This is a genomic window from Nostoc sp. 2RC, assembly GCF_014222165.1.
Classification (GTDB): domain Bacteria; phylum Cyanobacteriota; class Cyanobacteriia; order Cyanobacteriales; family Nostocaceae; genus Nostoc; species Nostoc linckia.
On the sequence record NZ_JACKZU010000072.1, the window covers coordinates 1 to 25,501 of the forward strand.

The following is a 25,501-nucleotide window of genomic DNA, read 5'->3' on the forward strand; positions in this document are numbered from 1 at the left end:
TTCCCCAGACCTCATTTCCCCTTTCCCCAGACCTCATAAGCGCATTTTTGGGTTGGCAGACCACTAGATGCAAGAATCCAAGGTTTTTAGCGTCGCAAAAATTTTGGAGTGACAGACTTAACTGCACCACAGTTAATGACGCTCAAAGCCTTAGGAGCAGTAGAAGATACAGAACAAAAATAAAAGGTAAAAGGATGAATTGAGTATTCTTAGTTCATCCGTTTACCTTTTTTATGTACCTGATGCTTATTTCATGTTAGCCCTTGCGTCCCTCACTGCGGCAAAGAAAAATAAACCTGTGAGTGGAATGCTTAATGCGAGGATAATTGCTGTGGTTGTGACACCGAAATCTGGTTGTCCGTAACTGAGTTCAAAAATCGAACCCACCGCCGCGATGGCACTTATGCAACAACCACCCAGAAACAAACCGCTTTTTGGAGTTAAATACACTACTACCCCCCCTATGATACTGGTTTCACCGCTTGATACGAGAAGCCATTCTTAGATAGCTCTTGGGCCAAAGTCAAGGAGTTTTCCACGCGGTCTACAAATACTACTCCATTGAGGTGATCCATTTCATGCTGAATGCAGCGTCCAAGGAGGTCATTGGCTTTTAAAGTTTGGGGACGACCATACTCGTCTTTATAGGCGATTTCCACCACTTCAGGGCGCTTTACATCCAGATATACATTGGGAATACTTAAACACCCTTCTTGGGCAACGGAGATGTCACGGCTCACCTGTTTAATTACGGGGTTAATCAACACCAAGGGTTGATTCGCTGCGTTATCTGGTTCCAGGTCAATGACAATTAATTGTTTGTGAATTCCCACTTGGGGTGCAGCCAAACCAATGCCATCTTTACTGTACATAGTTTGCAGCATTTCGCGCACTATTTGGCGGAGTTCGTCATCAACTTTAGAAATACGCTTTGCAGCTTGACGCAGCACGCGATCGCCTAAATAATGAAGCTCCAAAGGCGGATTTTTTAATTTTTTTTTCTCGACAGCAATTTCAGAAGGCATGAGTCTTGATGGCTAGATGGTGAAAATTCCTACTACCTTAATTCTATCAAGCTGGGGAGTGGGGAGGTGGGGAGATGGGGAGTGCTGAATTCTCAATTGTGAGTTATCAATTATAAATTCTGAATTCTCTAAGCGCAGGGGGCGTACCCCTACGGGTAAGCAAGCTACGCGGTAGCGTCTCGTAGAAAACCCTATTCTGACTCCTGAATTCTGAATTCTGAATTCTGAATTTTTCCCTGGGGTAATTTGTGTTGAAATCTCTCACGAAACTTGACTATCTGCTCAAAGAAACTTTTCTCGGCTTACTCCGGGGGGGTTGGATGAATTGGGCAGCTGTCAGTACTGTGACGGTATTGTTATTTTTATTCGGTTTGAGTTTGCAAACTTCTTGGCAAGTAGAAAAGCTTCTCTATCAGTTCGGTAGTCAGCTAGAAGTATCAGTTTATCTCGAACCGGATATGCAAGGCCAAAGCATTGAGTCGTTGATAGCAAAAATCCCAGAGGTAGCAGCGATACAAACTATTACTAAGGAGGAAGCCTGGACTAAGTTAGTTAAGGAAATGAAAATTTCTGATATTGAAGGTGTTACCCAGCAGCTAGGGGAGAATCCTTTGGTTGATGAGATTAAAGTGAAAGCACGTAACTCTCAAGTTGTGCCAACTTTAGCAACCCAACTGGCTAAGTTACAGGGAGTTGATACGGTGCAGTATATCGATGAAGCAGTTAAACGCATTGCCCAGCTGCACCGGGGTTTGAACTGGATTACATTAACAATTACGATTATTTTGACTGTAACAGCGATCGCTGTGACTACTACCACAATTCGCTTGATTGTTATGGCGCGACGGCAGGAAATTGAAATTATGCAACTTGTGGGAGCAACTTCTGTTTGGATTTACCTACCGTTCATTTTACAAGGAATTACCTTTGGTTTTGTTGGTGGTGCGATCGCTTGGAGTTTTATTTCTCTAATTCAACAGTTTCTCGGTAAATTGCTAGCCAATCAACCAGAGTTTATCCAAGTAATCACCAACGGCATACAACTCACTCCAGCCCAAATTTTATTATTGCCCCTAATTCTCTTGAGCTTCGGTGGCACGGTAGGATTAATGGGAAGCTTATTTGCTGTCAGATGTTTTGCGAAAAGATAGGCATTAGGCATGGGGCACGGGTAAAGGAAAAAGGGTGAAATTGCTATGAAATCGCAATGGGAATGTTTTTTAGAAAATCTCGGTGTTTGGGAAGGTTCATTCACTAATTTTTCTCCCCAAGGTACGCTTGTTAACGATACTCCTAGCCGTCTTTGTCTGGAAAAATTAAACGGTAGCCAAACAGTGCGCCTGACTCTAACTCGTTCTGGACGAGATTTAGTTAGAGAATTTAATTCTGTGGGGGGAGGTTTGCTGTTTTTTGAAAATGGTTCGTTTTCTGAAGGTTTAATTCAGATTGGGCCGTTTTCTGAATTTGGTGGGGAACTGGCTTTTGTCCATGAAAATCGTCGCTTGCGTCTGGTGCAATTATTTGATAGAACAGGTAATCTCAGTGGATTAACTCTAATTCGAGAACATCTAGCCGGAACCCCGACAGCAGAACGTCCACCTTTGCAGTTAAATGATTTGTTGGGAGAATGGCAAGGTGAGGCAGTGACAATATATCGAGATTTGCGATCGCCTGATACTTACTCTACAACTCTCAAATTACAATTAGATAACGCTGGGCGATTAATTCAAAGTACTTCTTTTGGCGATCGCACAATTACTTCAACTGCTACCATCAAAGGTTCCATTGTTCTCTTTGACGAAAATCCCGAAAAGCAGATACAAGTATTATTCCTACCTGATGGCAGTTCTGCAACTTCACCACTCAAAGTCCAATTACGCCAACCTTTATTTTTAGAAGCCGGTTGGTTAATCGAACCGAACCTCCGCCAGCGAATGATTCGCAGCTATAACGACAAAGGGGAATGGGTTAGTCTGACATTAGTTACCGAACAAAGGGTGTAAGGAAACCTTAAATGGTACAAATCCCTACTAAACTTCTTACCGTCCAAGAATTCCTAAATTTGCCAGAGACAAAACCTGCAAGTGAATATATTGATGGGCGTATCATCCAAAAACCAATGCCACAAGGAGAACACAGCGCAATTCAAACTGAGTTAGCACCAGCAATTAATTTAATCGTAAAGCCCCAAAAAATTGCACGCGCTTTCTGCGAACTTCGCTGTACATTTGGAAATCGCTCGATTGTACCTGACATTTCTGTATTTATGTGGGAGAGAATTCCTCGTCAAGAAAATGGTGGAATTGCTAACGTCTTCTCAATTGCCCCAGATTGGACAATTGAAATTTTATCTCCCGACCAAAGTCAAACTAAAGTTATCAAAAATATTTTGCATTGTCTCAAGTATGGAACTCAGATGGGATGGCTGATAGATCCTAAAGAAAAATCTGTATTTGTTTACTTGCCAAACCAAGCAACTAATGTCTACGAAGAACTAGAAGCAAAGTTACCAGTCCCAGAGTTTGCTCAAGATTTCAGCTTAACAGTAGAAGGTTTATTTAGCTGGTTGCTGGAGTGATTGTAGTTATGCTGTTTCCTGAGAATAGTCTTAATATATAAATTGGCGATCGCTACTAATGAAAAACAATCTTTCAGAGTTCATCTACCATATCTAAAATTTGATTGTATAGAACTGGAGAGACTCTAAACTCTGATGTAGAAATCAAGGCATCCATCAACGGTTTGACTGCAATGATGAGATTTTGGTGTTTCGCCTCAATCAAAAGACCCAGTAATCCAGTAATCCTCAACCCCAGGCGATGCGCTTCTGCTCGACCTCGACGCTCATCAATCAATAGCAAATCAGCACTTAGTTCTAGTGCGAGGGCAATTGCCTCAGACTCTCCAGGATCTAATCTTACTTCGTATCGCAGTCGTTCAATACTCTCACAATTTGTAACTTGTCGAACTTCCAACCAAGAAGCAGCTTGAACTTCAGAGGTTCCTGGAACGTCAGGATCGATATCGGTAAGCTCACGATATACTGCTTCTGGAATAATTACTTGAGTGTAGAGTTGAGGCAAAAGTTGCAAGTGTTGAATTGCTGCCAAATTTGTGATTGCTGATGTATCGCTGATAACAATCACAGTCTTCCAAGCTCTCGCAAATTTTTCAAATCCAATTCAAAGTCTTCAACATCGTAGGAGTAAAGAGGAATGTTTCGTTGCTTGAGAAGTTGGCGAAAGGTATCGGGTTGCATATCTGCTAGCTGACTGGCATACCCTATGGTTAAGCGTCCTGTTTGGAAGAGGAACAGCGCAATTTCTTGACAAAACTCCCTTGGAGTAAGCTGAGATGCTTGTACAATTTCGTCTGAGATTACAATACTCATAACAAGGCTAATTTAATAATAATATCTTCAGGGTAGCCCAACAAATCTCAAAACAACAGATTGACTCAGTTTTTGTTCAATAGGTTTTTAAAGTGCGATCGCACTTTTCATAAATACAAGTGGTTAAGATTGAGAGTGGGAAAATATATTAGGTTTCCTAGCATCAACCTAACTGACAAGTTAGTGAAAATAAAAACTATATTTTCGATTTATAAGCCTGCCATCGGTGTTGAATAAGGGCATTTTTCAAATTACCAATCGCTGACTTCGACCACCCACTTAATGTACCGAAGATGATTCGCTCTTTCGGAAACCATGTTGTCTCAAAAAACTCACCATCTTCTCTGTTAAATCGTAATCGCCAAAATGAATCGCTTGAACTTACCAAAATCGCTTCAGAATACTCCTCATTCGGATGGACTACCTCCATACAATATATTTTCCATTTTGTCCGCCTAACTTCACCTGACCAAAGCAACTGACTGGGTAACGGATCTTGTTTAAGGCTCTCAGTAACCATAAAACAAAAGTATAGGAAAGCTATAGTATTATTTTTGATTTTTACACAATATATAAAAACTATTTTAATAGGATTGCCATTCTTTATACCAAGTTACAATGACGGTGCAACGCTTTGTCGAGTAAACCTTGATATTCTTCATCCCCAACCCCATAAGCCCCAAACCTTTCTAAGTGCGGATTCATCATTTGGGCATCAAAAAATACAAATTTCCTCTGGCGCAATCTTTCTACCAACTTAACCATCGCTACCTTTGAACCATCAGGAATGCGGTAAAACATTGACTCGCCAATAAAAGCACCACCAATCACAATTCCCAAAATTCCCCCGGCTAGTTCGTCACCTTGCCAAGTTTCAAAACTATAAGCATAACCAGTCTGGTAAAGTAGCCAGTAAATCTCTTGCAATTCTGGTGAAATCCAAGTGACTTCGCGGTTAGCACAGCCAGCCACCACAGCTTGAAAATCCCGATTAACCGCTACACTAAAACGTTCTTGATTGAGGACGCGCTGCAAAGATTTGGGGTAGCGAAACCTCTCATCCAAGGGTATCAAAGTCCGATGGCGACTTCCGTACCAATTCAGGCGATCGCTCTCATCAGCCATGAGAAAATAACCTTGAGCATAACCTTGAACAATAGCAGCGATATCATATTGCATAAATATCAAAAATACAAAAAGAACGCAATTTGATACTAGCAGTCATTCTCTGCGTTCCTCTGCGATTTCCTTAGCGTTCCTTTGCGTTTAAAAAATATGACTGAACCAATTCCAGCAATTACCCTACCACGCCCTCAAAATCCGCAACTCGAAGGTGAATGGTTGCGAGAACGTCTGCTGCGGTGGCTAGATACAGAATTTATCCCAGAAGCAGTAAACCAAAAAATTGCTCAACGAGCCGCACAGATTTTTGTGCGTCAACGAATGGAAGGAGAAAACGACCTTGGTTCTCTGGTTATTGCCATAGTCACAGAGATGCAGTCCTATGATTTTTCCAATAGTTTTTATGGAGAGTTTGCGATCGCCAACGCCGTTAGCGATCTACTCTTAGAAAGTCTGGGTATTGATAAGTGTTGCGGTCAATAACAGCTGACAGTTAGTAGTTAGGAGTTAAAAGTTAGGAGTTAAGCTTGTCTTTATTCATAACTCATAACTCATCACTCATAACTTTTTACCAACTGGACTTCACTACTCCAGGTAAAAGACCTTCATGCGCCCATTCCCGCAGCACATTCCGAGACAGTCCAAAATCACGGTAAACACCTCTAGGACGACCAGTCAACCAGCAACGGTTACGGCGACGGCTGGGCGCACTATTGCGGGGTAACTGTTGAATTTGCCGATGAATTTCTAGCTTATCAAGGGGAGATTCTGCACTTTTGAACTCTTCCAACAGAGCTTCCCGCTTTTGGGCATATTTTTCTACCAATCTGGCGCGTTTCTTCTCGCGCTCAATCATGCTCTTTTTTGCCATATATTCTCTTACTTAATTTAAAGACAGCATTTTCCATTCTACCGTCTTCTTTTCAATTCTAGGTTACACCATTTTGGATTTTGGCGAAAAAGCAAAAAAGCGACTTGTTTTTGTCAATACTACTGTTGCGCTTGGTGACCTATTCGCCTTTGCATTTCCTTATCCGCTTCTTCGTCTGTTGTACAAAGCACACCAGGACGGGAGCGAATAATGTTGAGATAGTATTGAAAAGCATCTTCATCTTGAGGATTGCGTCTAACATAGTCGCGCAATTCCTGTTCAGTCATTGCTTGGTAGTTTGCGTTGCTCATTCGATTAACACCTTCCCGTTCTCAAATATCTCTATCTGTATTGTGTCTCCGACCAACATAACTATTCGATGAGTGCGATTATCATACCTCACTAGGTTAATTGGCTGCATTAAGTTACTTGCTGCTACACACCTGCGATATAAAGCTCTTAACTGCTCCACTGTTGGCTCCAATTAATCTCCTCCTTTGTTGAAAAATAAAAACGTCGTGCTACTTGCAACGACGTTTTGAAAATATGAAAAAATTTTGTTTTTGGTCAAGTTAATGTTTCTGCCTACTTGTCTGGTCAGCAGCTTGTTTAAAATCTTGAAGAAAATTTAACACAATATCTATTTGATAAATTGATTTAGCCAGATTCAGTTTTCATGGTTCAACAGAAAATAATATCTATTTATAGCAGTTGAAGCATAGGTTAGAACATAACCTAATCCTAAAACCGGGACGTAAAGCGGCTTTTAAGGCTGTTGCCTGTTTACTGTTGCCTGTTCCCTGCTATAAAAAAAGAATGCAACATATAGATTGCGTAGGGGCGCAAAGCTTTGCACCCCTGAAGATTTTTGATGTGTTGCAAAGATTTTTTGAAAACTACCCCACAACCACTGGCTTATTTGCAGCAGGACATAAATCGGCAAGTTCACAAGCAACGCAGACAGGAGAACGGGCTTTGCAAATAGCACGACCGTGATAAATTAGCCGAATTGACCAATTTTCCCAATCTGGTTGCGGTAATAAAAGCATTAAATCTTTTTCAATGCGGATGGGGTCTGTATGCTCAGTTAAACCCAAACGTTGACTGAGGCGACTAACGTGAGTATCTACGGTCACGCCAGCATTAATGCCATAAGCGTGAGCGAGGACTACATTTGCTGTTTTCCGCGCCACGCCTGGAAGTTTTAATAACTGTTCCATTTGGTTGGGAACAACAGAGTTAAATTCAGTGACAATCATCCGACAGGCCGCTTGAATGTTCTTGGCTTTATTGCGATAAAATCCTGTGGAACGCACTAAATTTTCTAACTCTTCTAAGTCGGCGATCGCCAAACTCTCAGCATCAGGAAACCGACTAAATAATGCTGGTGTAACTTTATTTACTCGCTCATCAGTACACTGAGCGGAGAGAATAGTTGCCACCAACAACTGCACCGGTGTTGAGTAGTTCAAAGAGCAAGTTGCATCTGGATAAAGACGCTTCAAACGCAACAGAATTTCTACCGCCCGTTGCTTTAAAGATAAAACTTGCTTTTTGCTACTCCCCACTGCCAATTCTCCACTTTCTACTTTTACTGGAGTAACTTTTGTACCCACTCTAATTGACTAGTTAATTGGGTAGTTTCTTTGACAATCAGAAAAATCCCTAGTCCTAAGAGTAGCACTAAACCCGTTTGCATTACGCCTTCTTGAATTCGAGCAGGCACAGGTCTACCGCGCAGACCTTCAATTAACAGAAAAGCCAGTTGTCCGCCATCCAAAGCAGGTAAAGGCAAAATGTTAATAATTGCCAAATTAATGCTAATAATTGCCGCGAAAGATAACAAATTTGTGCTATTATCAGCAGCCAATTGTGCCCCGATTTTGACAATATTAACTGGGCCCGAAACTTGTCCTACAGTTTGTTGAAAATTGGTAATTAACTGGCCAAAACCGCTGAGTGTTCCCACAAATAATTGTTGAAACCTGTTAGCAGCAATACCGAAAATTTCAAAAGGACTATTGGGACGACGATAAACTGCTGTAGCATTTGGGCTAAGTGCCACACCTACTACACCTTTGCCATCGGCTCCTAGTTTTGGTGTTAATTTCAGCGATTGTTGTTGATTTTGGCGTTGAATTTTGAGTTCGATTTGCTGATTGGGATGAGTTTGAATTTCCTTTGTCAGCAAAGCGGTTGATTTATCAGAAGCGGGGAGTTCCTGACCATTGATGGCGGTGATAATATCTCCTTCCCGAATTCCTGCCTGGTAAGCAATGGATTCTTGATTAATAGGTTGTACCATGACACCAGGTTTATAGTTTAACTTCTCAGGAATACCCACAATACCCAATTGCAGAGCCAGTACTAAGTAGGCAAATATTAAATTCGCTATCACTCCAGCACTGATAACGATCGCCCTGTCTAAAATTGGACGGTTACGCAGCAGATTTGGGTCATTGGGTGGAATATCGCTATCAGGGTCATCATCCGGGAAGCCCACAAAGCCCCCCAAGGGAAAAGCGCGGATAGCATATTCAGTTTGCGATCCTTGATACTTCCAAAGAACTGGGCCAAAACCCAAAGAAAAACGGTTAACGAGAATGCCTTGAGAACGTGCTGCAACAAAATGTCCCAACTCGTGTACCAAGATCAGAACAGCCAAGACTGCGATCGCTGCTAAAACTGACATAAAGCAAATTAGTGAAGATATTAAGCTATGGTTATCTCCATTCTAATTGGGCATTGGGCATTGGGCATTGGGCATTGGGCATTGGGCATGGGGCATTGGGAGATGAGGGAGAAAAGGGGACAATAACTCCAAACTCCAAACTCCGCAGTGCCAATGACAAATTACAGCACTTCTCGCCCCAAGTATGGTTGCAGCGCTTCTGGTATCTTCACTGTTCCATCAAGTTGTTGGTAATTCTCCAAAATTGCTGCCATCGTTCGTCCCACTGCCAAGCCCGAACCGTTGAGAGTATGCACAAACTGGGTGCCTTTTTTCCCCGCTTCTTTGAAACGAATATCCGCCCGTCGTGCCTGAAAGTCTACAGTATTAGAGCAGCTGGAAATTTCACGATACTTGCCAGCAGAAGGCAACCAAACCTCTAAATCATATGTTTTAGCGGAAGCAAATCCCAAATCCCCAGTGCTGAGATTCATCACTCGATAAGGCAGTTGCAAAGCCTGTAAAATCGATTCTGCACTCCCCACCAATTTTTCTAGTTCATCAAAAGAACTGCTGGGTTCGACAAATTTCACTAGTTCCACTTTGTTGAATTGATGCAGACGAATTAAACCCCGCATATCCCGCCCATAACTACCAGCTTCGCGACGAAAACAAGGTGTATAAGCACAGTGGTAAATAGGCAAATCTTCAGCCGCCAGAATTTCGCCCCGATAGAGGTTAGTAACTGGAACTTCGGCTGTGGGAATTAGCCACAAGTCGTCATCAGCGCATTTAAAGCTTTCTTCGGCAAACTTGGGTAACTGACCGGTGGCCGTCAAGGAGTCGGTATTCACCAACAGTGGTGGACTAATTTCCACATATCCAGCTTGAGTATGAACACTCAGCATAAATTGAATTAATGCCCTCTCCAGTGCAGCGCCAGCACCTATCAATGTCACAAACCGACTTTGGGCAACTTTCACAGCTCGCTCAACGTTGAGAATGCCTAGCTTTTCAGCTAGTTCCCAATGAGGTAGGATATTTGGGTTTTGGGGAATATACTCATCACCCCAACGCCGCACTTCTAGATTATCTTCCTCACTTTGACCAATCGGTGTAGAGTCGCTTGGTAAGTTGGGAAGTGCCAAAACAAGCTGAGCAATTTCAGCTTTGAGGTCTTTTTCCTGGGGTTCGAGTTCGCTCAATTTAGCTTTGACAGAATTACCTTCATCCCGCAAAGCTTGGATTTCTGGGTCTTGAGCATTGATACCAGATTTCAGCTTTTGCCCGACTATTTTACCAATTTCGTTGCTACGGGCTTGGAGTTGACTCCGTGTCCCCTCTAATTCCCGTTGTTGTCGGTCTAACTGTAATATCGGTTCAATGTCGTATTTACCATTACGACTGTTCAATCGTTCTTGAACTAATTGCGGATTTTCCCGTATTTGCTTGATATCCAGCACAGATTTTTCTCAGTTTTTACCCTATTATCTTCCTGCCAACACCCCAGCATATACTGATTTTGCCTTGCCATGAACAGAAAAGCAAACATAAAAATTTTGTACTGCCAATCTGGCTAGGGTGAGAAATATTTAAAAGCAAAATCCCAAATTTAAAATCCCCAATCTCAAATCCAAATTGAGTATTTAAAAAATTTCGCAAAAGCACAAAGAAGAGATTTGAATTTACTCACAAAATCCATCAAAAGAAGTATAGATTTTTGGCTTATTTTTTGCATTTATCTCATCTTTACTATGGCCTATTAATGCGATTAAGTAGCCAAAGGGACGCCACAAGTCCTGCAAAATGCGCTGAAACAGTGTTAGTGTTTGCCTGGACTACAAGCATATCTAGACCGCTAATAATTCGAGTTGGGTCAAAAAATTGTGTAGTTATCGCTTGGGGAGATATGGATCTTGCTACCAGCGTACCAACAATGGCCTGCGCCCCCAAAAGAGTCACCAAGGTTCCGCCTAAATTCACCCACAGTCCTAAGCGTAATACTTTTACAGTCTCGCTTTTACGAGGGCGGTTGCTTGGATTGGAGGATTCCAGCTGTCTACCAATTCTAGTGTAACGGTAAGCTAAGTAAATCCCCACACCTAAAATCACCAATCCACAAACTGCTAAAAATACGCCAAAGCCAGTGCCAGGATTATTACTGGGGCTACCAGCTCTTTGACTAAAGATGCCAAATAACAGCACAATTATGCCAGAAACAACACCTAGTACTAGCTGAATCCAAAAGCTAATCCAACCTGTAAGGCGAAAGGTTTGGGCAATTGCCCGGAGATTAGAGGACGATGGGGCATCCGGAGTTTGTGACATACTAAATCACCAATGTGCTAGGTGCTTTTAAGGGAGATAGGGAGATAGGGAGATAGAGAGGTACAAGGACGCGGGGAATAAACCAATGCCCAATGCCCCATGCCCCAATTTTTTTGAGAAATTTACTATCACATTTACCAGATAGTACAAGAGGATCTCAAGCCTAAAAAATTATTAATAATTACTACCCAGGTGTGTTTACAAACGTGCCAGTTTGAACTTCAACATATCCTTTAGCTTAAATTTTTAAAATTTACATTGGGAAAATCACTGTAAAAAAAAGTGTTTATTAAGTTCTACAGACAAAATAGCATTTTACTTGTAAAATTTCTTCGATGGCATCTTATTGCTTAAGCAGTTCTAATCAACTCGGCATTGATAACACCAAAACAGTGACTTCGGCACTGTCTGTTCCCTCCTCATTATTCCTGATTTAGTTTGGGTAGGAGCATAATATCCTGAACCCTAAAACTCACGAACTACTCCCACAACTCCAAAAGCGTGGGTAATCATTTGGTGTTTTCGCTTTGCAAATCTAGCTTAAGTAGCTTTATATATTACTCGTTTAAGAGTAGCACTATATACTGACTACGAGAATTGTAGACCTTACCCTAAGGCATTTTTTTAGCCATTCCCCAACCATGAAACTTGAGGATATATATCAATTCTTTGAAAATCCTCCGCCAACTTACCTTTGTCAGGAATTAGCAGTTTGTTACATACTGTCTATTTTGTTAGAAGGTGAATCCTACGGCACTGAGTTAATCCAAAGATTAGAAACTGAATATCCTACCTATCGACTTTCGGATACCGTACTTTACAGTGCAATCAAGTTTCTGGAAGACGAAAGGGCAATTAATGGATATTGGAAAAAACTCGAAGGACGAGGACGCCCCAGGCGGATGTACCAAGTTTCTCCAGAATGGCAAGTTCAAGCACAGAATTTAGCTTTTCTTTGGCAAGACTACATCAACAAACGAGCAAAGTCATAAATCATTGATAATGAATAAGTCTCCTCCAGTTAAACAATAACAATCACTTATGGATACTCCTATTCTGCCATCTACGTTGCTACTCACCTTGTTGTTATCGGTGGGGCTGTTTTTCTTTATTCGTGCTTCGACTAAAGACCGCACAGAAACCGCACACTTGGTATCCGCACAAGATGAAGCCACTTTTATGTCTCAATTAAGAGAGTATTTTCGATCGCGGTCTTACCGAGTGGCAGCGGTAGACCGAGAACAAAACCAAGTGACTTTTGAAGGTTATGTTCGTCCTAGCTGGTTCTTAGCTATATTCCTCACCCTACTGGCAGCTACTGGTATAGTTTGTCTGTCATTGGTGGTTTACCTACTTTTTCCTAGCCTGAGTAGGTTAATTCTAGCTATGGTGCTGCTATCACCTTTGAGTGGTGTGTTTTATTGGAAAAAATCTGGAAGACTTGAGAAGGTGCTGCTCAAGGTGGAAACAACTCAGAGCGAACAAACCTCCTCAAGTAAGGTTACTGTAGTTGCCCATCGAGATGAACTCAGTGAGTTACGGAGGACTCTACAGTTAAAGGCTGGTGAATAAATAACTGTTGCTTGTTATGACCATCTCTTAACTTATGAGGTGTTCCCTTTTCCATATCACCTAGTCTTCAAGTAATGAAAAGTATTAAGGAGGAAATCAAAACTATTGCTTTGCCAATTTTATCCATAACTTTTGTTGTCGGAAAAATCTGAATTGATTTCAATTCCTTGACAGAGCTGATCTTCCAATTTATCCGGATAAGAGCATAACTCCTCTAGCGCTTTTAAATGCGCTTGGCTCTGTATCCACTCCTTTGTGCATCTTTAGACACAAGTACCAAGCCATGCAAACTAGCGTGGTTTGACACATATTTACTTTTCAAGTACTGAGAGTAGGCGTACTGGCAAATCACCTACAAACTAAAAAAAAATTAAATTTTGCATAAACTTAGCAACTTTGCCAGTTAATTAATAGTCAGGGGGCACATTCAATGCGTGAGATGACCATTTTTTATCGAGCAGTTAAAGCAAGGGTTTCTTGACCTGTAGGAGCTTCTAAAGTCCTGAGGCTGGGAAACAAGAAATGGTTTTCTTCTACGTATTGGGCACCAAACAGTCCCTTTTCTGCCCAAAAATATCGATCTGTAGTGTGTTCGTTTCGCTTTACGAGTAGCAGTGCCGGTGGCAAAATACCTTCAGCTTGAATGAACCTTCTCGCTGCTGTCACAGGTTTTTCTTCACCACTTTCGATGCTATATTGAGGCACATGCTCTAGAATACGCCGTCCTTCCTGACGACGACGACTTTTTCTTTTGCGTCTCCTTGCCAACCTATTGTCCTCCTCTTTCAAGCTATAGATTGTAGTGATAGCTACAAAATCCGTCGTCATTATAGAAGTTCTAGTTCAAAAAATCAATAGTTTTTTAACTTTTGATCCAATAAAATTAATATCTTTGGAGGTATGGATCGAACAAAGCTTGCTAACGAGAATAATCTGCTGGTAGAAAACATCACTCAGAAGATTTCAGTTAAGCTGTATTAAAAGAATGAGGTAAAAACTAACTATCCTTATTTAATCATGCCTTAAAATTTGTAATCTTGAGCAAGAACTAAAAATGTTAATGTCTGCCAGTTCTGATTTTCTTGCTCTGTGCCGAGAGCAAATAGCACTGCTGGCCCAAGGGCTAGGAGCAACGTTAAGTATTGTGTACCTAACACAAGAATTGGTAGAGACTCCTTCTGGTGAGGCAAAACTGATTCCTGTGATGATTTATCCGGAAACAGCTTTATTACCGCAAGCAGAAGAAAGCACCATCACATTACCGAAGCAGCTTCAAGTTGGTAATACTAATGTATTACCCAATCATCAGCAAAAACTATTAACACCGGGATCAAAAGCTGAAATACCGGATACATCTCAACCTCATTTACAAGAGGAATATCTACTCAGTGGTAACGAAATTGTTTTACCTTTGGTCTATGAAGGTGTGATGATGGGGTTACTAGTAACTGCTAGAAAAGACCGAGAATGGAATGAACACGAGCAAAGCCAGATTCAACACATAGCCCAAACACTGGCCATCGCTTGCATTTTAGATCAGCGACGAGCATGGTTACAACACCAACTCCACGAACAACAAATTCTTCAAGAAAAACAGCAGGATTTGTTAGATAACTTATTGCATCAGTTCCGTAATCCATTAACAGCATTACGGACTTTTGGTAAACTTTTATTAAAGCGATTGCGACCGGGAGATACTAATCGGGATGTAGCAAGTAGCATCGTGCGAGAAAGCGATCGCCTGCAAGAATTACTCCAACAATTTGAGCAAGTAATTGACTTCACAGAGCCAGATTTAACAGCAATACATCTACCCGAAAATGAAGTATGTGTAGAAGCAACTGTGCAAAAAGATGCTAAGCCGCCCCTATTATTGCCGGGAACCGGAGATAAAGCAGTAGACTGCTCCTTAGCAGATATATTAGAACCATTATTAATATCAGCTAAAGCCATAGCACAAGAGCGTAATCTAAAACTAATAACTGAATTAAAGCAGAATTCACCCTTAGTGCGTGCCAACATCAAGGCATTAAGAGAAGTCTTAAATAACATCATCGATAATGCATTGAAATACACTCCTAATGGTGGTAAAATCCTCATTCAGGCTGGAGAACAAAAAGCTAATTTTCAAGGAATTGTCATCAGTGACAACGGCCCTGGTATTCCAACCGAAGATTTAAAGCATCTTGGAGAACGCCATTATCGGGGCGTACAAGCGCAAACAGAAATTCCTGGTACGGGTTTGGGGTTGGCGATCGCTAAACAGTTAATAGAACAAATGCAGGGCGAAATCGAAGTTTTCAGCCCTGCAATCAACTCTAAATTAACTTCACCCAATAGACCGGGAACTACGTTTATTATTTGGTTACCGGAAGTTGAGAGTTAGGAGTTAGAAGTTAGGAGTTGGGAGTTAGGAGTTGGGAGTTAGGAGTTGAGAATTAGGAGTTGAGAATTAGGAGTTAGGAGTTAGGAGTTGAGAATTAGGAGTTCACAATTAAAAACTTGCTTTAATTCGTTATTCATCACTCCTAACTCTTAACTTTTAACTATCTTCAATTCATCACTCTTAACTATTTTAGTGAAACCAACAAGTTTTGATTAATGGTCATTTGTAAATCGGTATTTGGGTCAATTGCAATTAAGTCGACGCTATTTCTACCGAAGAATAGACCAATCAACGCACCGATACCAGCACCACCCAAGACTTCTTCTGTGGCAATGGCGCGATCGCCTGTGACGGCAGACACCGCAGCGGCGGCTCCTGCGCCCAAGACGGTGTTCTGAATGATCGATCCGGTACTAGCACCCTTTCTTACGGTTTCAGTCTTGGTAATCACTTCAGAAGTAGCGTTTAGTTGATATTCTTGACCTGTGGTCAAAACCAGTTTTTCAGCAATGAACTGAGAACCGCCTGTAGCAGGTTTGAGTTGACCAATAACTTGACTACCAGCAGGAATCACCACAGATCCTTGTTGGGTAACTACGTTTTGCGATACCGTCAGTGTCAAGGGTGCTGTTTCATCCTTGGTCACGAGAATTTTTTCTGCCTTGTCATACTTCACAGGAATAGCAGTTCCTTGGGGAATTGTCACAGATACAGGTGTGGGGGTAGTATTCCCAAGAGCTACGACGTAGGGCGAGTTAATTGCTGAGGCTTGATTAGTACTAACTAACGCTTGGTAAATAAAAGCTGCTACTTGGGCGCGAGTGGCGGTTGCAGTGGGATTGAGGAACTTCACATTTGGATAATTGACTACAATTTGCTTCTCGGTGGCCGCTGCAATGGGGCTACGGGCATAGCTAGCAATATTATAAGCATCGTTGAAGTATTGCAGAGTGCTTTCCGTATTACTACTTGCAGTATATTCCAGACCATTAGCCAGGGCAACTAAAACCTGTTGGCGGGGAATAGCTTGGTTAGGTTCAAAGCGATTGCCGGGATATCCTGATAAGAAACCAATGGTATATGCTTGCCCAATGGCGCTGTATGCCCAATAGTTGCTAGGTACGTCAATAAAACTAATTGGCGATCGCTGTTGTGCTTTTTGAAAAGCTTTGTTCACCATAGCGGCAAATTGAGCGCGTGTTACTGCTTCTTCAGGGCGGAAACTACCATCAGGAAATCCCGCAATCACACCTCGTTGTGATAATTCTTGAATAAATGGTGCTGCCCAATAATTAGATGAAACATCAACAAAAGTAGTTTGAGCAAAAGAAGGTGCAGCTGTCATCAAAGGTGCTACAGTGCCAACTGTGACGCTTAAAGCCATGAGTGCAGCTGTTCCAGATTGCCAACGATTTAAAGTAGACATTTTTTTTACTTCCTTATATTTATGTTTTCTACTGTTAATTAATTAGACATTTTCTAAAATTTTCTGTTCCCAAAATTGAGCTTGTTTTTGTCATGAATATTTATGGAAATATCCGATTTAAATTAAAAAATGCTGCCCAAATATCTAGAAAGTAGATAATAAGGCAATTAGCCTTTGACTATACTCAATAAAGCAAGTAAGCTTAAAGGCAGGTGAAGTACACAAGCCACATTTGATGTATGGATAGAAAGCTTTTTTGAATTCTAGAGCCTGAATGATGCTGTCATTATTACCAAAGCTCTAGTAGTTCACCAAATATTGACAAGTTTAGATTGGGGAAAGGGAAAAGGTAAAAGGGGAACGGTTTAAAGCCTTTACCCTTTTCCCCTTACCCCCTGTCAAAAAGACTTTGGCAGACTACTAGATATAGCAACAGCCTTGGTGGTTAGGATATTAATAGACCAGAAAACTGAGACATCAAAAGATTTTTCACCCAGTCTCTTGCTATAGTTTTGAAGACGATGCAGAGATAGAATAGTTGCACAAAAATAGATAGATTTTTTGGGATTAAAAATGAAGGCGATCGCACACTATATTGAAAGTGGCGATCGCCTATTGAGTGATGATTAAATTCACGACTTAAATCAACTTAAACCTATCAGCGGTATACGGTTAAGTTAGAATTTAGAGTCAGTCTCAAATCTTGTGTGGGTCTGATAACGAAGGCATTAACTTCTTTTTTCCGCAACAGGACACTTGCTCCTGCACCCGCAGCCGCACCAATCACAGGTTTTAAATCATCAACTTTGCTATTTCCAGTAATTAGCGAACCCAAAAGACCAGCACCTGCACCAATACCTGCATCAGTTAAAACTTGACCTGTGCTAGGCCCTTGTGTGACTTTTTGGGTTGTGGTGTATGTCCGAGAAGTAGCATTAATTGACTGACGGCGACCATTAGAAAATTCTAATTCTTGGGCTACAAACCGCACGCCTTTTCCTTTGTTCTCATCATCTCTTGAATAACCATCTAGATCCACAGGTTCTAGGCGTCCAATGACTTTAGTACCAGCGGGAATTAAGACGTTTCTATTTCTGTCAGTGATGTTACTGGCAATTCTCAAGGTTATGGATTTACTTTCCCCTGGAACGATAGTTATTGTTTCTTTTTCGTAGTTAACAGGAAGATTTACTCCAGAAGGAATTGTTACACCTCCATATTGCCCAACATTGTATTGTGCATTAGCAGGGGCAAAAGGAATCATCGGGGTAACAACAGTGGTGGTCACGGCCATTGCCATGAGGGCAGCAGTTCCAGATTTCCATCGATGTAGACGAGTCATAGGTGAGTTGACCTTTATGTGATGTGATATGTGTGATGACGAGGGTTTACTGAGTTTGTTTCAAATGACTCTTGAACATTACTTTAGTCATATTCCGAAGGTCATGGTACTTATTTGACTGTAAGTATGTACGTAGGCTTAGCCGTTCGGAGATAGAGCTTGTCAGAATTTTTACTCTCCTAATCTGCGTTACTAAATAGGAGGCAAGATACTCTTGATGACGCTAAATTAGTTTAATTGTTTCCTGACTTTGTTTTATTGCTTACGTCCAGATACTTAACGCCATTGCGAACTATTATTTCCATTATATAAGACTTGTATTTGCTTTTTTCTAACTCGAAAAGCTTCTTTTCCATTCCCTATTTCCTACGACTTACTCGCTAATAAGCCAAGTAAGCTCAAACATCAAAGCCGATTACTATATATTATTTACTAGGACTTGGGAAATACTTTCTCTTTCCTTTAGAATTGCGAGAGCCAATTTGTAGAGTAATTACTGATGGAACCGAGTGAAGCGCAATATTTAATTATTAACGCACTGACTACCCTAGATTTACTTGGTAATACGTTCTATGATGAAGATAGTGGCAATTGGTATATAAATACGCCTAGCCCAGTCTTGCCGATTGCTATGATTTTGTAAAATGGTGATATTGTTCCGACTAGTTGGGACTTGTAATTATGGCAAATTGGACTGAAGATCAAAAACAAAAGTATGCAAGGTTCCAAGAAATTTTAGAAATTGGTAAGCAGCGTTATGTAGAAGCTGGTGGTAATCCTAGACATTATCGAGCAGGTTTCAAAGGTCAGGATTACTTGACAGATGAAGAGAGGAAAGAAGCAACTAGAATCATGCGACAAATGTTTGGTATCTCTATCGCCAATGGTTATGTTTATTGTCAAGGGCGTTCTTGGCAGTTACCTGAGAATTTAGCATTAGATAAAAAGCAAGTGGAATAAAAGTAGATAGGTGACAGATATAGCAACATTAGTGTAGGTTGGGTTGAGCAACGCGAAACCCAACCTACGTTTATTACTAGCCATCTTCATTAACCATTTAACAATCATAGGATGGGCACAATTGCCCGTCCTATGGGGATTTTATAGGAATTTGATATTTAGTAGGGTTCCTGGGATTTCTTTGTGGTCATTGCTTGTTTTAACATTTGTGGCAGCCAAGAAAGATAATAATATAGCTGGTCTACATGACTATACAATGACAATAATTTTGGTTGATTCAATAAAGTATATGGACGAATTGATTTGAGGATTTTACCAAATTTATTTGTTGCCACAGTCGGGGCTGAACCGCTAACAGAATAGTGTCGTAAATGTGGAGGTAAACGCCAGTTAATTTTAGGGTCTGGTTGATGTATCACTGGTTCAACATTCCCCCGCCATGCAACTCCCATGATTTGCATAGTTTGATACACCATTGTGTTCCACCCTTTGTTTTTTAAGTAGTCCAATCCTTCACCAACATCAGGGGAAGCTAAATCATGAAACAAAATCAAAGCATCTGGTTCGGCAAATTGTTCGCAAATCATGACATCATCCAGTGGCGCTGGTGCTTCGTGATGGCCATCTATAAATATCAATGACCATTTGCGTTGATATTTATTTGCTAATTCTTCTACTGCTTGGGGGCTATATCCTGGTACGAGATTTACAGATTCTTTGACATCGGCTGACTTGAGTGAATCGGTGACGCTTTCGTAAAACAATTCTGTGGATAGCATGGGATCGATTACATCTAATTTCACTCCTCCCAAAGCTAAATGACAAGCTGACCAACCCATCCAACAGCCTATTTCTAAAGCTTTTTTACCTTGAAATTTTAAGGCTGTATTATACAAAATGTGGGCTTCATCTCTGCTGACAAATCCTGTACCAGTTTGTCGTCGGTCTACATACCAATTGTGAGGAATATCCCGCCGTAGGTAAAACCAAAAACTATTATATGGATTTCCTAAAATCATATTCGGAAAACATGAATCTGGCTGAATAATGGAAAATCCTGGTGAAACATAATCTCCCTCTGGCAATAATTCGCCTTTTATCACTTTTACTATTTTTTCAATCATCGGATTACTGCCTGAGCATTTGAAATTTTTGGATTTTTACGCAACAGAACTTTACCAGCTTCTCGAAAAGCAAACGCTTGCGGTATAGAAATTACCAATTACCCAAAGCTGTACTGATCGTATGGCTGGTTTAGCAACTTGGAGAATAACAAAGCGATCGCCAGGATATCATCTCAGCACTATATTTTTGCTGATTTTTACTGTCAACTAAGCGATTGATCGCCATCGCATACTAAACTTCCTCATTGCTCTAGGTAAATATATTGGACTGTTAATACCTCGTCAAGTAATTGTGAGAAGAATCAAGTTGAGAGCAAGTTTGTTCAAAAATCAATATATAAGGGAAGTTCAAAAAATATATTATTCCGGTTCAAGTGTTGATTGTTGACCGTTGACTGTTGACGGTTCACAGTCAACAGTGAACCGTCAACGCATTAACTCGAATAATTTATTTTTGGAGTTCCCTAACAAGGAGTCTCTAGGACTGTTTAATTTTTTCTGCATAGAGCAAAAATTTTTCATGCAACAAGAAAAAATCACTCATGAAAATGTAAATTTTTGTAAAATTGATGTCTTCAGGACTAGAAACCTGATATTTAGATAGCTAAACTAACAAACAGTGCATCTGTACTCTTAATGATTAAAAGTAGATGTGGCGCTATAGCGTGAATGATCCCAGTACAACTTATCCTCAAAAACTTCCTTAGTTACCGTGATGCAACTTTAGATTTTCGTGGTTTGCACACGGCTTGTATTTCTGGTTCTAACGGTGCGGGTAAATCTTCTCTTTTAGAAGCAATCACTTGGGCAATTTGGGGTGAAAGCCGCGCCAGTGCTGAAGATGATGTGATTTATTCTGGTGCAAAAGAAGTCCGGGTTGATTTGACTTTCCAAAGTAACCAGCAAACATATCGGGTGATTCGTACCCGAATTCGGGGAGCTAGTAGCGTCCTGGAATTTCAAATAGAAACGCCTTCCGGATTTCGCCCACTCACAGGCAAAGGGGTAAGGGCAACCCAAGATTCAATTTTAGAACACATTAAACTCGATTACGATACTTTTATTAATTCTGCCTATCTGCGTCAAGGTCGTGCAGATGAATTCATGCTCAAACGGCCTACCGAACGCAAAGAAATTTTAGCCGAGTTGTTGAAACTCAATCAGTATAATGATTTAGAAGAACGGGCAAAGGAATCTTCTCGTCAGTTTAAAGCAAGGGCTGAGGAACTAGAGCGTTCTTTGGATGCAATCAAAATTCAACTGCAACAACAAAAAACAACCGAAGCCCAAAGAGAACAGTTAGAGGCTGAACTCAATCAACTGCAACAAGTACAAGCTTTTGATAATATTAAATTACAAAATCTGCAAGTTATCCAGCACCAGCGGCAAAACTGGGAACAACAACTGAATTTTGTCAAGCAGCAATATCAAAATCTTAACCAAGACTGCGATCGCCTCCAACAAGAACAGTTAACAGTTGGAAGTCAGCTATCAGACATCGAAACAATTTTGCATCAAGAAGCTGAAATTAGAGGTGGATACGCTCAATATCAAAGCTTGCAATCTCAAGAAGAAGGGATGAGCGCCAAATTTGAACAATACACCCGCGCTGGGCAGACTCGCCAACAAAAGCAACAACAACTTACTAAACAAATTCAGGAAATCGAACGCCAACTGCAACAAGCCCAAGCCCAACTCGAAGCTTTGCAACAACAAGAGCGAGAAATTCAGCAAACTCTCACCAAATCAGGTGAAGTTGAAGCTGCTTTGTCCCAACTGGGCGCAGCACGTCACCATCTGGCTCATTTAGATGAATTGCAAATGCAGGTGACTCCTTTATTGCAACAACGTGCAGCTTTACAAAGCCAATTAGATCGGACTCATGCCGGCTTGGTAGCGCGCCTCGAACAACTGCAAAATACAGAAAACCAATTGCAACGCCAGCAACGACGCCAACCGCAATTACAACAAGCGGTGATGGATGTGGCAATCCAAATTGAAGAACTGGATAAAAAGCGGGTTTATCTGCAACGAGTCCAGGAAAAAGGCCAAGAAAGGCGTCACTTTATTGAACGTCTGCAAGCTCACCAACGGGATTATGAAAAACTGCTGGGAGAATTAGAGCAAAAACTCCAAATGCTGCAAAATCCCAATGCTCTTTGTCCGTTGTGCGAACGTCCTTTAGACGAACATCATTGGAGCCGTGTAGTAGAAAAAACCCAAACTGAGTTGGATGATACTCAAGGACAGTTTTGGGTGGTGCGGGAACAAATGGCTGTGTCAGATAGAGAAATTCAAGTATTAAGGCAAGAATATCGGGAAATATCCCAGCAATTAGCGATTTATGACGGTTTGCGCGAACAAAGAGGACAATTAGCAGCACAGTTAGAAGCCACAGTTGATGTTCAAGAGCAATTAGAACAAATTGCTGCGGAAAAACAACATCTAGAGCGATCGCTACAAGCTGGTGATTACGCTCCCGCACAACAAGCCCAACTGCAAAAATTAGACCAATATCTGCAACAAGCCAATTATAATGAGCAAGACCACGCCCTAGCTCGCAGCGAAGTCGAGCGTTGGCGCTGGGCAGAAATTAAACAAAGCCAGATTAAAGACGCCATCAAGCGACAAGCCCAGCTAGCAGCCCGAAAACCAGAACTGCTAGCTACCATTGCCGAATTACAAGCCAGAATTCACCAAGAACAAATTAATTCTGAATGTGCCAAACAAATTGCGGCTTTAGAACGTCACATCATTGAAATTGGCTACAGTTTGGAGGTGCATAACAACATCCGTCTGGCTGTCAAGCAAGCTCAATCTTGGCATTTGCGCTATCAACAACTTTTAGCAGCCCAGCAACAATATCCCCAACTCCAGACGAGATTGCAAGAATTAGAAGACTCCAGAGGCGTTAGAATCACCGAGCGACAAAAACTTGCCACTCAAATCGAAAGTATCATCGAACAACTACAAGCAACAGCCAACCCATCTATCCAAATTCAAGCCCTAGAGCAGCAACTAGCAATACGCAGACGCCAACTAGACGAACAAATTTCTCAGTTGGGACGTTTAGAACAGTTGGCACATCACCTGGAAACCCTGCAAATTCAACACGAACAACAGCACAAACAATTACAATCTTGCAAACGCGAACAGCGTGTTTATCAGGAATTAGCCCAGGCTTTTGGTAAAAATGGCATCCAAACACTGATGATTGAAAATGTCTTACCGCAACTGGAAGCCGAGACAAATCAATTACTTTCGCGTTTGAGCGCCAATCAATTTCACGTACAATTTATTACTCAAAAAGCTGGACGCAACGGTAAATCAACTAAGAAAAATGCCAAGTTAATAGACACCTTGGATATTTTAATCGCCGATTCCAGAGGAACGCGGGCTTATGAAACTTATTCTGGTGGGGAAGCTTTTAGAATTAACTTTGCTATTCGTTTAGCTTTGGCGAAATTATTAGCCCAACGGGCGGGAGCGGCGTTACAGTTGTTAATTGTGGATGAAGGTTTTGGTACACAGGATGCTGAAGGATGCGATCGCTTAGTTGCAGCCATTAATGCCATCGCTTCTGATTTTAAATGCATTCTCACGGTCACCCACATGCCCCAACTCAAAGAAGCTTTCCAAGCTAGGATTGAGGTGAATAAAACTCAGCACGGTTCACAGTTGAGTTTGTCAATTTAATTGGTTGACTCCCTATGCCCTTGATTGTGAATTCTGAATTCTTGCTCAATTGTATTTTACTCTTGCATCTACACCGTAGGAGCGGAGCATTTTCGTCACCCTTTCTGCTTCGGCGCGATCGCTAAATGCTCCAGCATTCACATAATCCCCCAAACTCGATTGCTCTGCCACAGCATGAGGTATATACTGTTGCACTTTACTTAAAGTATCATTACTGAATATTGGCACGATAACTTTATAGCCATTATTGCCAGCTAAGATGTTGCTGTGAGTTTCAGGTGATAAATAGCCATTAGTCACGGGTACTAAATAGCGATTAGTTTCAGTATAATTGCTGGCATTTGCATGATTCAATCCTAATGCTTCCCAAGTTTGCCAATCTACATTTCCAGTGGAATTGAGTCCAAAAGATTGCTGGAATGCCATTATAGAGTTTCTGGTGTAATCGCTGAAATAGCCATCAGCATTGGCATTAAAAAACCCCAGTTGCCATAAACGATTTTGCACTAATCTGACATTATCTGAGCGATCGCCAACGGTGAGATAATTTCTTGCTGGTTGTTGAGTAGCATATCCTCCAGCCAATGCTCTACGTACTGCTACTAAAGCTTGGGTATTGGCTTGGCCGTTTACAGGTAGTTTATAGTCTTGTTGGAATTTGGTAATGGCTTCTCTAGTAATTGGGCCACTAGTTCCAGTGGGATTAGCTTTAAAATAACCTAATTGTCGTAGACCCTGTTGCAGTTCTCTGATTTGTTGAGTGGAAAAACTCGATTTAGCTGGAGCCTGAGAAGAACCTAGTAACGCTCTCCAAGTTTGGCCACCGACAATTCCAGTGGCAGATATCCCTGCATTACGCTGGAATGCAATCACGGCATCTTTAGTGATGCGCCCGAAATTTCCTGTAGGATTAGCATTAAAATAACCGCGCTGTTGGAGACGCTGTTGCAACTTGGTCACCGCTGCACCAGTGCTACCTTGAGAAAGGGTAGGATATTGATTTACTGCCGATGCTGAATTTCCATTAACATTCCTACTAGAAGCTTGACTCTGACACGCTCTTTGCAACGTTCTTTGAGTACTAGGGCCTATAAACCCAACCGCAGGTAATCTATTAGCTTGCTGAAATTTGATGACAGCATTTTCAGTCAAAGTAGCAAACTTGCCCGTGACGGGCCCTTTAAAGTAGCCTAACTTTTTTAAACATCTTTGGCTATTAGCCACTTGGGAACCGTTAGTGCCAATTTTCTGAAGTGCTAAAACTTCCCCAGCAACACTAAGAATTCCCATAGTCAACGCCACAGACAACAGATGCATTGCAGCAGAACTAGGTAAATTTTCCCAATTTAAAAATTTTAAAATAACTGGCAGACGAACAACCTTGATACTTTCGGATGCCTCAAAGGCTGAGGCTAGCTCACTTAAAGAGCCATCTACCCCTACTTCCACTTGTTTTTCTCAAGTTATGACCATACAAAATTATACCATTATCTCTGTATAATATTTATTTTTTGTATGATTCTTTACAACTAATTTGTATGGGGAGGTGAGGAGGTGGGAAGATAAGGGAGATAAGGAGGCTGGGGA

28 protein-coding genes are annotated in these 25,501 nt (G+C 41.3%); 10 read left to right on the forward strand and 18 right to left on the reverse strand.

The window, feature by feature from the left end; genetic code table 11:
* Positions 1–246: 246 nt before the first annotated feature.
* Together GNE10_RS10955 and def are read right to left on the reverse strand one after the other, a co-directional pair.
* Positions 247–450: a hypothetical protein gene (locus GNE10_RS10955; protein WP_099071859.1), complete on the reverse strand. Its 204-nt coding sequence runs from the start codon at positions 448–450 to the stop codon at positions 247–249.
* An 11-nt stretch (positions 451–461) separates the two neighbouring features.
* A complete protein-coding gene (gene def / locus GNE10_RS10960; protein WP_185565207.1) occupies positions 462–1,025 on the reverse strand; it encodes a peptide deformylase in 564 nt (187 codons plus the stop codon).
* A gap of 248 nt (positions 1,026–1,273) precedes the next feature.
* Between def and GNE10_RS10965 the strand changes: the two genes are divergently transcribed.
* Genes GNE10_RS10965 through GNE10_RS10975 form a run of 3 tightly spaced genes read left to right on the forward strand, consistent with a single transcriptional unit; the run spans position 1,274 to position 3,603 of the window.
* On the forward strand, positions 1,274–2,176 hold the full coding sequence (locus GNE10_RS10965) for an ABC transporter permease (protein ID WP_185565208.1): 903 nt from the start codon (positions 1,274–1,276) through the stop codon (positions 2,174–2,176).
* 45 nt (positions 2,177–2,221) lie between these two features.
* Complete coding sequence (locus GNE10_RS10970; protein ID WP_185565209.1) at positions 2,222–3,028, forward strand: DUF3598 family protein; 807 nt, start codon at positions 2,222–2,224, stop codon at positions 3,026–3,028.
* Between the two features lie 11 nt (positions 3,029–3,039).
* Positions 3,040–3,603 carry a Uma2 family endonuclease gene (locus GNE10_RS10975; RefSeq protein WP_185565210.1) on the forward strand — a complete coding sequence of 188 codons (564 nt, stop codon included), beginning with the start codon at positions 3,040–3,042 and terminating at the stop codon, positions 3,601–3,603.
* Positions 3,604–3,676: 73 nt separating this feature from the next.
* On the opposite strand, the gene GNE10_RS10980 is transcribed toward GNE10_RS10975, so the two are convergent.
* The 4 genes from GNE10_RS10980 to aat all read right to left on the reverse strand — a co-directional run bounded on the left by GNE10_RS10980 (position 3,677) and on the right by aat (position 5,595).
* Positions 3,677–4,171: a DUF3368 domain-containing protein gene (locus tag GNE10_RS10980; RefSeq protein WP_185565211.1), complete on the reverse strand. Its 495-nt coding sequence runs from the start codon at positions 4,169–4,171 to the stop codon at positions 3,677–3,679.
* Positions 4,168–4,416, reverse strand: coding sequence for a UPF0175 family protein (locus GNE10_RS10985; RefSeq protein WP_185565212.1), 249 nt, complete (start codon positions 4,414–4,416; stop codon positions 4,168–4,170). Before GNE10_RS10985 ends, GNE10_RS10980 begins: the two co-directional genes overlap by 4 nt.
* A 196-nt stretch (positions 4,417–4,612) precedes the next feature.
* Positions 4,613–4,936, reverse strand: coding sequence for a hypothetical protein (locus tag GNE10_RS10990; RefSeq protein WP_185565213.1), 324 nt, complete (start codon positions 4,934–4,936; stop codon positions 4,613–4,615).
* Positions 4,937–5,019: 83 nt separating this feature from the next.
* Complete coding sequence (gene aat, locus GNE10_RS10995) at positions 5,020–5,595, reverse strand: leucyl/phenylalanyl-tRNA--protein transferase (RefSeq protein WP_185565214.1); 576 nt, start codon at positions 5,593–5,595, stop codon at positions 5,020–5,022.
* A gap of 96 nt (positions 5,596–5,691) precedes the next feature.
* Between aat and GNE10_RS11000 the strand changes: the two genes are divergently transcribed.
* Complete coding sequence (locus GNE10_RS11000; protein ID WP_099066465.1) at positions 5,692–6,021, forward strand: hypothetical protein; 330 nt, start codon at positions 5,692–5,694, stop codon at positions 6,019–6,021.
* 85 nt (positions 6,022–6,106) lie between these two features.
* On the opposite strand, the gene rpsN is transcribed toward GNE10_RS11000, so the two are convergent.
* From rpsN to GNE10_RS11030, 7 genes are all read right to left on the reverse strand, one after another.
* Positions 6,107–6,409, reverse strand: coding sequence for a 30S ribosomal protein S14 (rpsN, locus tag GNE10_RS11005; RefSeq protein ID WP_185565215.1), 303 nt, complete (start codon positions 6,407–6,409; stop codon positions 6,107–6,109).
* 119 nt (positions 6,410–6,528) lie between these two features.
* Positions 6,529–6,720, reverse strand: coding sequence for a DUF6887 family protein (locus GNE10_RS11010; protein WP_185565216.1), 192 nt, complete (start codon positions 6,718–6,720; stop codon positions 6,529–6,531).
* Positions 6,717–6,881 carry a DUF6888 family protein gene (locus GNE10_RS36500; protein WP_397325404.1) on the reverse strand — a complete coding sequence of 55 codons (165 nt, stop codon included), beginning with the start codon at positions 6,879–6,881 and terminating at the stop codon, positions 6,717–6,719. Before GNE10_RS36500 ends, GNE10_RS11010 begins: the two co-directional genes overlap by 4 nt.
* Before the next feature lie 424 nt (positions 6,882–7,305).
* Positions 7,306–8,025 carry an endonuclease III gene (nth, locus tag GNE10_RS11015; RefSeq protein WP_371411482.1) on the reverse strand — a complete coding sequence of 240 codons (720 nt, stop codon included), beginning with the start codon at positions 8,023–8,025 and terminating at the stop codon, positions 7,306–7,308.
* Positions 8,001–9,101 (reverse strand): RIP metalloprotease RseP, encoded by a 1,101-nt coding sequence (gene rseP, locus GNE10_RS11020; RefSeq protein ID WP_185565217.1) that lies wholly within the window; start codon positions 9,099–9,101, stop codon positions 8,001–8,003. The genes nth and rseP overlap by 25 nt, the downstream gene beginning before the upstream one ends.
* 161 nt (positions 9,102–9,262) lie before the next feature.
* On the reverse strand, positions 9,263–10,543 hold the full coding sequence (gene serS / locus GNE10_RS11025; RefSeq protein ID WP_185565218.1) for a serine--tRNA ligase: 1,281 nt from the start codon (positions 10,541–10,543) through the stop codon (positions 9,263–9,265).
* A gap of 289 nt (positions 10,544–10,832) precedes the next feature.
* Positions 10,833–11,408 (reverse strand): DUF3611 family protein, encoded by a 576-nt coding sequence (locus GNE10_RS11030; protein WP_099066461.1) that lies wholly within the window; start codon positions 11,406–11,408, stop codon positions 10,833–10,835.
* 641 nt (positions 11,409–12,049) lie between these two features.
* On the opposite strand from GNE10_RS11030, the gene GNE10_RS11035 reads away from it, so the two are divergent.
* Positions 12,050–12,400, forward strand: coding sequence for a PadR family transcriptional regulator (locus tag GNE10_RS11035; RefSeq protein WP_099066460.1), 351 nt, complete (start codon positions 12,050–12,052; stop codon positions 12,398–12,400).
* Between the two features lie 49 nt (positions 12,401–12,449).
* Positions 12,450–12,980, forward strand: a complete 531-nt coding sequence (locus GNE10_RS11040; RefSeq protein WP_185565219.1) for a cofactor assembly of complex C subunit B — start codon at positions 12,450–12,452, stop codon at positions 12,978–12,980.
* A 450-nt stretch (positions 12,981–13,430) separates the two neighbouring features.
* On the opposite strand, the gene GNE10_RS11045 is transcribed toward GNE10_RS11040, so the two are convergent.
* Positions 13,431–13,748: a DUF3155 domain-containing protein gene (locus GNE10_RS11045; RefSeq protein ID WP_096534956.1), complete on the reverse strand. Its 318-nt coding sequence runs from the start codon at positions 13,746–13,748 to the stop codon at positions 13,431–13,433.
* A gap of 286 nt (positions 13,749–14,034) precedes the next feature.
* Here GNE10_RS11045 and GNE10_RS11050 point away from each other — a divergent pair, with 286 nt between their 5' ends.
* Positions 14,035–15,366 carry a GAF domain-containing sensor histidine kinase gene (locus GNE10_RS11050; RefSeq protein WP_185565220.1) on the forward strand — a complete coding sequence of 444 codons (1,332 nt, stop codon included), beginning with the start codon at positions 14,035–14,037 and terminating at the stop codon, positions 15,364–15,366.
* Between the two features lie 184 nt (positions 15,367–15,550).
* Here GNE10_RS11050 and GNE10_RS11055 read toward each other — a convergent pair whose 3' ends face one another.
* Positions 15,551–16,792 (reverse strand): S-layer homology domain-containing protein, encoded by a 1,242-nt coding sequence (locus GNE10_RS11055; protein ID WP_185565221.1) that lies wholly within the window; start codon positions 16,790–16,792, stop codon positions 15,551–15,553.
* Positions 16,793–17,450: 658 nt separating this feature from the next.
* Positions 17,451–18,134: a conjugal transfer protein TrbI gene (locus tag GNE10_RS11060; protein WP_099066456.1), complete on the reverse strand. Its 684-nt coding sequence runs from the start codon at positions 18,132–18,134 to the stop codon at positions 17,451–17,453.
* Between the two features lie 499 nt (positions 18,135–18,633).
* Between GNE10_RS11060 and GNE10_RS11065 the strand changes: the two genes are divergently transcribed.
* Both GNE10_RS11065 and GNE10_RS11070 read left to right on the forward strand, forming a co-directional pair.
* A complete protein-coding gene (locus GNE10_RS11065) occupies positions 18,634–18,777 on the forward strand; it encodes a hypothetical protein (RefSeq protein ID WP_185565222.1) in 144 nt (47 codons plus the stop codon).
* 38 nt (positions 18,778–18,815) lie between these two features.
* A complete protein-coding gene (locus tag GNE10_RS11070) occupies positions 18,816–19,094 on the forward strand; it encodes a hypothetical protein (protein WP_185565223.1) in 279 nt (92 codons plus the stop codon).
* Between the two features lie 158 nt (positions 19,095–19,252).
* Here GNE10_RS11070 and GNE10_RS11075 read toward each other — a convergent pair whose 3' ends face one another.
* Entirely contained in the window at positions 19,253–20,218 is a 966-nt protein-coding gene (locus GNE10_RS11075; RefSeq protein WP_185565224.1) for a class I SAM-dependent methyltransferase, read from the reverse strand.
* Positions 20,219–20,887: 669 nt separating this feature from the next.
* Between GNE10_RS11075 and sbcC the strand changes: the two genes are divergently transcribed.
* On the forward strand, positions 20,888–23,914 hold the full coding sequence (sbcC, locus tag GNE10_RS11080) for an exonuclease subunit SbcC (protein WP_185565225.1): 3,027 nt from the start codon (positions 20,888–20,890) through the stop codon (positions 23,912–23,914).
* Positions 23,915–23,959: 45 nt separating this feature from the next.
* On the opposite strand, the gene GNE10_RS11085 is transcribed toward sbcC, so the two are convergent.
* Positions 23,960–25,363 (reverse strand): peptidoglycan-binding protein, encoded by a 1,404-nt coding sequence (locus GNE10_RS11085; protein WP_185565226.1) that lies wholly within the window; start codon positions 25,361–25,363, stop codon positions 23,960–23,962.
* Positions 25,364–25,501 lie beyond the last annotated feature (138 nt).